At 41.9% G+C, this 6,171-nt stretch carries 5 protein-coding genes and 3 tRNA genes; 6 read left to right on the top strand and 2 right to left on the bottom strand.

Going from position 1 to position 6,171, the window contains the following annotated elements; all coding sequences use genetic code 11:
* Positions 1-49 precede the first annotated feature (49 nt).
* From WA010_RS04085 to WA010_RS04095, 3 genes are read left to right on the top strand one after another with little or no spacing between them, the layout of a single operon-like run.
* Positions 50-1,411 carry a hypothetical protein gene (locus WA010_RS04085; RefSeq protein WP_422555884.1) on the top strand — a complete coding sequence of 454 codons (1,362 nt, stop codon included), beginning with the start codon at positions 50-52 and terminating at the stop codon, positions 1,409-1,411.
* Positions 1,398-1,766: a DUF1425 domain-containing protein gene (locus WA010_RS04090; RefSeq protein WP_422555885.1), complete on the top strand. Its 369-nt coding sequence runs from the start codon at positions 1,398-1,400 to the stop codon at positions 1,764-1,766. Before WA010_RS04085 ends, WA010_RS04090 begins: the two co-directional genes overlap by 14 nt.
* A 14-nt stretch (positions 1,767-1,780) precedes the next feature.
* Complete coding sequence (locus tag WA010_RS04095; protein WP_422555886.1) at positions 1,781-2,401, top strand: penicillin-binding protein activator LpoB; 621 nt, start codon at positions 1,781-1,783, stop codon at positions 2,399-2,401.
* An 18-nt stretch (positions 2,402-2,419) separates the two neighbouring features.
* Here WA010_RS04095 and WA010_RS04100 read toward each other — a convergent pair whose 3' ends face one another.
* On the bottom strand, positions 2,420-3,460 hold the full coding sequence (locus WA010_RS04100; protein WP_422555887.1) for a bifunctional 3,4-dihydroxy-2-butanone 4-phosphate synthase/GTP cyclohydrolase II: 1,041 nt from the start codon (positions 3,458-3,460) through the stop codon (positions 2,420-2,422).
* A gap of 155 nt (positions 3,461-3,615) precedes the next feature.
* Here WA010_RS04100 and WA010_RS04105 point away from each other — a divergent pair.
* The 3 genes from WA010_RS04105 (at position 3,616) to WA010_RS04115 (ending at position 3,923) form a co-directional block, all read left to right on the top strand.
* Positions 3,616-3,690: transfer RNA gene (locus tag WA010_RS04105), tRNA-Gln, on the top strand.
* A 20-nt stretch (positions 3,691-3,710) separates the two neighbouring features.
* Positions 3,711-3,787 (top strand) — tRNA-Met (locus tag WA010_RS04110).
* A 59-nt stretch (positions 3,788-3,846) separates the two neighbouring features.
* A tRNA-Met gene (locus WA010_RS04115) sits at positions 3,847-3,923 on the top strand.
* A 208-nt stretch (positions 3,924-4,131) separates the two neighbouring features.
* Here the strand turns inward: WA010_RS04115 and WA010_RS04120 are convergent.
* Positions 4,132-6,171: UvrD-helicase domain-containing protein (locus WA010_RS04120; RefSeq protein WP_422555888.1), on the bottom strand; the 2,040-nt coding region annotated here is incomplete at its 5' end.

A 6,171-nucleotide genomic window follows, 5' to 3' on the forward strand; every position in this document is an offset into this window, starting at 1 on the left:
TCATAAAACCCTCAACTCTTTTTAATACTAAATCCCTATAATTAAGAGTATGACTTCCCAGTATTTACAACTGTATAAAATCATCTTTTTTTTACTCATTTTTATTGAAATATCTACCTTTGCCGCATCCCTCTCTTCAACGCAACTAAAAAATTCTCTTTCTGAAAATAGTTTTTCCATAGCTCTATCCACCCTCAGCAATGATACTTCCAAGAGTGACAAAATTTGGTATTGGCTTAATTTTGCCCGACTTCAACAAGCTAATGGTGATTTTAATGCCTCTATACAATCCTTTGAGAAAGCGTACGCAATATTAGATGAATACGAAAACAGAGCCAAAGTAAGTATTCGTAATGCCGGTTCATTCCTCGGTTCAACCTTTCTTTCCAAAGGTGCTGAAACCTATTATGGGAAAGGGTACGAACGATCTCTCATGCATACCCTTAATGCCCTTAACTACACTATGCTCGGTGATTTTGAGGGAGCTGCTGTAGAGATGCGGCGGATGGAACAACGTCAAGAATTCTGGCTTACAGAGAGCGAAGAAAAAATCAAAGATGCCGCTGATGCAAAGCGTCAAGCACAGCGGCAAGGAAGCGATGTCTCCTCTATCCCATCTGGCTATTCGATGGGTTCACTGCTCGAAGATCCCGATGTCCGATCTATGGCCAACAACTACCAAGACCCCTTTTCCTATACCCTTAGCAGTATTATTCTCGATATTTCAGGTTTATCAGCCGCTGCGGGAGATGCCTCTGCTATCAGTCTTAAACGGGCATTGGCACTCAATCCTGAGGTATCCAAGGTTTTTGTTAAATCATCAGCTCTCCCGATTAAATCATCTACTCTAAACGTTACCGTCATTGTTCTCTCAGGAGAAGCGCCCGCGATAAAAATCGAGCGAGTTCGCTTCCCTATTTTTCATGCGGCTGAATACACCAGTCTTGACCTCCCCTCTTATACCCTGCCGATCAACGATCTCTCTTCCCTCTCCATCTCCACCTCTACGATGCGTCTACAGCCTCCGAGGCTCTTAAAATCCAATATCATGGCGTATAAAACTCTCAAAGATGAACTTCCCTCCGATCTGGCCAAAGGGGTAGTAAGAGCCACCACCCGAGCCGTAACAGCCAAACAAATCACCGATAAATTCGGTCCATTGGGAGGGCTAATCGCTTCACTTAGTATGGATTTAGGGAGTAGCTATGTCGATAAAGATTACCGCAACTGGGAACTGCTCCCAAATTCGGGCTATATTACTAAATTTGAAGCCAAAAAAGGAGATACACTCGATATCATGCTAAACCAAAACAAAAAGACTGTCGTCCTCCCAACCGATAAAAAAGGTACCGTTATACTGGTCGATTATTTAACTCAAGACAATGTAAGGATCCATTATGTTACCTATTAAAACCCCGTTTCTCTCCGTGTGTGCTATTGCATTAGCGTTAATAGTCTTTAGCGGATGTTCATCCAAAAATGTTAGTATTATCGGTGAAAAACGTATTGATATCGTTGAACACCGAAGTATCCAAGAAGGCTCGATACTCAAAGTGATCGCCAATCTCGCAAACGATGATTTTGACGAAGTAGAAGGATTTGTGTACCAAGTCGAATGGTTTGATAAAAATGGCGTTTTGATCGAAGCAACTGCATGGAAACCGATCACGATCCACAAAAACCAAACCGTTCAGATCGTCGAAACATCGGGCATCCCGAATGTTTCGAACTATAAGATCATTGTATCCGTACCCGAAAAAAAATAATCCAAGGATTGAGAATGACCACATTAACGAAAACTTCACTTTTGCTCAGTATCAGTGCAATGACCCTGTTATTTAACGGGTGCGCTACCCCAGGCGGCGCTGGGATGGTAGGATATGATTCCAATGTCAAATACGGCGATGCCAAAGCAGTAGAAACACTCACCGCCGATTTTGGATCAACCGATTTGCAAACAACAGCGGAATCGATGACCCAGTCCTTATTGGAGAGCCGATTTATTTCCAACACCCATCAAACCCCAAAAGTACGGTTGCGTACTATAAACAATCTCACCTATGAGCACATCGATACCAAAGTGATCACCGATAAAATTCGTATCAAACTTCTCAAATCGGGAAAAGTACGTTTTTTAGCGGATAAGGCCAATCTCGATGATGTCCATGATGAGCGTGAGTTTGCACTGGGACACTCAGGAAAAGAGACCAACAAAAATCTAGATTCAGCCGATTACATCGTTACCGGAAACATCCGCTCGATTAAAAAAGCCAATGACAGTATGAAAGATGTTTATTACAATATTTCGATGGAGTTAGTCAATCCACAAAGCGGTGAAGTTCTATGGGCAGATGAAAAAGAGATTCGTAAAACAACCTCTAAAGCATCCGTAGGATGGTAAGGGAAAACTGAGCGGGGGTTATTCTTCCCCTTCAGTTGGATTTATCGTCTCGATAACATCCAACCCAAACCCGCTTAACCCTGCAAAATCCGAAACCTTCGATTCAGCGATCAGTCTCATATGCTTAACCCCCAACGATTTTAAAATCTGAGCACCGATCCCGTACTCTTTCATATTGATATGTTGATGATGCGGTTTGTTGATAAAGAGCAAAACACCGCTGTTGTGTTTGAGATAGTTGATCGAATCGATCAAATGGCCGTATTTACTTTGATTTAAAAGCAGATCGATGTCAGGAACGACATTATGTACTTTTACATTCGCGCTCTCACCTGCTTTGTAAAACACGACTGCCGTATGGCGGTTCTCCTGATGATCGGCAAACTCGTACTTTTTGACATGAACACCGAAAAATTCAATCTCCTCTTCGGATACCGCTTTCACCAACGTTTCATTCGCAAGACGAAATTCAACGATATCGGAAATATAGACTGTTTTCAGATCATGTTTCGCAGCGAAGAGATCCAAATCATCACGACGTGCCATCGTTCCGTCTTCTTTCATGATTTCACAGATAACCGCCGATTCTGCCAAACCAGAAAGTCGGCATAGATCAACGGAACCTTCCGTATGTCCGATACGAACCAGCGTTCCCCCCTCTTTAGCGATGAGAGGAAAGATATGTCCCGGTGCTACCAGTTCAGAGGGGTGTGAGATAGGGTTGGCGAGAATTTTGATCGTCATATCACGCTCGTAAGTCGAAATACCGGTCGTCGCTGCTGTAGCGTCCACAGAGATCGTAAACGCAGTTTCATGCATCGATGTATTTGATCTTACCATCGGCTCCAGACTCAACCGTTTAGCAATCGCCGGATTAATCGCTACACAGATGAGACCTTTTGCGTGCGTTGCCATAAAATTAACATGATCGGGAGTCGAAAAAACCGAAGCATAAACGAGATCACCCTCATTCTCACGGTCTTCATCATCCACCATGATGACCATACGACCTTTTTTAAATTCTTCGATAGCGTCTAATACCCGTTGCATTGCTGACATAAAAACTCTTTTGCATAATATAGTAAGCAATTATAAGATAAAAGGATTAAAAAACTATCACAAACAAAAAAATAATCTTTTTTAGACTCCTTAAAATCGCTACACTTGACAAATAAGCTAAAAGTGTCTATAATTTCGGCCTCACAACACAATGTTGGGGTATAGGCAAATGGTATGCCAACAGTTTTTGGTACTGTAGATTGAAGGTTCGAGTCCTTCTACCCCATCCACCACTGTCAACTTTTAACACCGCGGAATAGAGCAGCCCGGTAGCTCGTCGGGCTCATAACCCGAAGGTCGTAGGTTCAAATCCTGCTTCCGCAACCAAAACTAGATATTATTTCTTCTAATATTTAAACCACTTACTTTTACAAACACTTTTTTGTCGCGGAATAGAGCAGCACGGTAGCTCGCGAGGCTCATAACCTCGAGGTCATAGGTTCAAATCCTGTTTCCGCAACCAACAAAATTTGAATTTCAAAAGCAATTCAAAAAAGATTTTCGAGCTTTTTTCATTTTTGAAGTGATACCTATGTGATACCTGATTTCAATCATACTAACTCATTAATTATTCCTCTTCAAATTCTCCATTATTCTATATTCATCCCAATCTAAATTATTAACAAGTCTAGCTTCTAAAAACTTTCCGTACAATTCACTTGGATCAGCTATCATAGATCAATTGTAGCGGAAAGATCCATTTTAGCCTCAAACGCTATCGGTGATAACGTCGGAGACTTGACAAGCTCTTTTACAATCTCTTCAGATGGGTAATCGTATAAATCATCACGATAATACAAATCATATGGGCAATGATTTATCGACTTATGAAACATCTGTTCTTTCGTAATGCCGATCGCTTGAAGTGTCATCTCCAGATAAGAGTTTTTGATACTTCCCACTCCATCTTTTGTCGGTTTGAGATTAGCCGAGAGGATGAGATGATTTTGAGCACGTGTAAGGGCTACATAATAGAGCCGTTTTTTCTCCGCCATGTGTTTACGCTTATCCACCTCTTTGAGAAGGCGAAGCGAGAGGGGTTCATACTCATCGATTTTGAATCCCACAAGATTATAATGATCGTTCATCGTGTCTTTAAAGGTATTAAACTTGATCGATTCAGCAGTCACTTGAGATGTGAGTGCTTTGGCACTATCAGCAACAATCACCATCGGATACGCCAACCCTTTGGTCGAGTGTATGGAGCAAAGCTCAATCGAGCCGGCGGTGGTTGAGCGATAAAACGCTTCATCTTCTTCGCTTTGGGCATGAAAGATGTGCTGCTTCAGCCGATGGACAAACCCATCCAAATCATAGCCATGGACACTCTCATAAGCAATGGCTTCGGCTAATAACTCTTCGATATTGGCAAGACGCTGTTCATAGTTATCGAGCTGTGCATACGCACTATAGGCATTATTTACCCGTAAAAGCTCTTGGATGAGATGATGAAGCGATAAGCTACGACTCTTTTCGCACCACGGTACAAACCACTCTAATGATACTGCATCATTAAATAGATCATGAACCTCTTTATCGCTGAATCGGATAATCTTTGATCGCAATGCTCCAGCGAGATAGTATTTTTGTGTTGCACTCAATTCGCCAACTTCACCCTCTCGTCGCAATAGTGCTATCGATTTGAGGACAAAAAAGAGATCACTAATCTCCTCTTTTGCATAATAGCTTTCACTCGCGCTCACCTTGCACTCTATCCCTAAATCATACAGGGCATTTTTCAGCTGCAACATTTTGCTTTTGGCATCGTATACGATGGCGATAGCAGGTTTATTCTCCCGTATTTTTTCGGCAATATCGGGGTAAAAATCATCACGTTCAAGAATATTTTTAACAAAGAGGGCAAGATTACCAGCTTCCGTATCCGCCATTTTCTCTTCATCATTCGCACAGATGACGAGAAACGATACACTCCCCTCCTCTTTGCTCATCGATTCGAGATCCTGATGCGATGCTTCGTAATCTACGGCGATGAGACGTTTGCCTCGTTCTAACTCCTCAGGAGCAAAAATAGATTTAAAAAGGGTATTTACAAAGCTAATGATCTTTTTATCGCTTCGGAAATTTTGGCTCATAGAGACAGGTGAGCTGTTAAAATGCTCTTTGATAGCGTTATGGAATACCTCGATCTCCCCGCCCTGAAAAGCGTAAATAGATTGTTTCTCATCCCCTACCACAAACAAATTGGCATATTCTCCGGCACGTTTGACAATCTCCCACTGTATGGCATTGGTATCTTGGAACTCATCGACCATGATGTATCTATAATCGCTTTGTATTTGTGCGATAATAGCAGCTGCGTGCTGGATGATCGTATCAAAATCGGTATTCCCATCTTCGCGCATTGCTTCATCGTATCGGGATTTGATAATGTTCAGTAGTATACGAAACACCTCGACGACTTCAGCAAACTGCTTTTCTTTCGCTTCATCTACCACACTGAAATAACCGCCCAATGCCTCGATTGTCTTTTTGATCTGATCTGTGATAGGATAATTTTTGACACCTAATGATGCTTTTTCGATACCCAGTTCTTTTGCACACTCACTGAACGGTGCATACTCAAAAGCGTAGATTTTTTTAACAAATAGCGCAAATATTGGGAGTTTGGGATCACCCTTTAACTCCTCCATCGCTTCATCGATTGAATCCGACAGAGGCTCTAAAAAAAGATTGTCCAATATCTCTTGTAT

Source organism: Sulfuricurvum sp. (genome assembly GCF_049305995.1).
Lineage (GTDB): Bacteria > Campylobacterota > Campylobacteria > Campylobacterales > Sulfurimonadaceae > Sulfuricurvum.

What these genes read in the sequence shown, in the direction of transcription:
- WA010_RS04085 (WP_422555884.1), top strand. Translation starts at nt 50, where the DNA reads ATGACTTCCCAGTATTTACAACTGTATAAAATCATCTTTTTTTTACTC.
- WA010_RS04090 (WP_422555885.1), top strand. Translation starts at nt 1,398, where the DNA reads ATGTTACCTATTAAAACCCCGTTTCTCTCCGTGTGTGCTATTGCATTA.
- WA010_RS04095 (WP_422555886.1), top strand. Translation starts at nt 1,781, where the DNA reads ATGACCACATTAACGAAAACTTCACTTTTGCTCAGTATCAGTGCAATG.
- WA010_RS04100 (WP_422555887.1), bottom strand. Translation starts at nt 3,460, where the DNA reads ATGTCAGCAATGCAACGGGTATTAGACGCTATCGAAGAATTTAAAAAA.